The organism is Paenibacillus forsythiae T98, assembly GCF_000520735.1.
In the GTDB taxonomy this organism is placed as follows: domain Bacteria; phylum Bacillota; class Bacilli; order Paenibacillales; family Paenibacillaceae; genus Paenibacillus_AQ; species Paenibacillus_AQ forsythiae.
This window is the reverse complement of the sequence record NZ_ASSC01000271.1, coordinates 1-427: the sequence shown is the minus strand read 5'-3', so window position 1 is coordinate 427 and position 427 is coordinate 1. Positions and strand designations below refer to the sequence as shown.

Below are 427 nucleotides of genomic sequence, written 5' to 3'. Positions count from 1 at the left end.
CAGTACCGCTTTGCAGTCAGCGCTCAAACACCTTGCTGATGCGTATAAACGATTTTTCACAAAACAGAACAATGCTCCCTGCTTTAAAAGCAAGAAAAATCCGGCACAATCCTACACCACCCAAATTCAAGGGAAAAGCCAGTCTCCGGAAGTGAGTATAGTAGAGAGACGGATCAAGCTTCCTAAACTGGGATGGGTGAAGTTTGCCCAAAGCCGTGAAGTTATCGGGCGCATCATCCATGCCACTATACAGCGCAGTCCTTCGGGGAAATACTTTGTATCCGTGCTTACGGAAACCGAAGTAGAGGCGCTGCCGAAAACCCATTCCGAGGTGGGGATTGACTTGGGACTGAAAGAGCTTGCGGTGTTGTCAAATGGCGAAGTGCGTGGCAACCCCAAATTCTTTCGTACCTTGGAGGACAAACTG

Annotated in this window: 1 protein-coding gene; it reads left to right on the top strand. The window is 48.9% G+C overall.

Annotation, left to right across the window (positions count from 1 at the left end; all coding sequences use genetic code 11):
• A partial coding sequence (locus L692_RS32565; protein ID WP_025699177.1) for an RNA-guided endonuclease TnpB family protein occupies window positions 1–427 on the top strand: 427 nt, incomplete at both ends.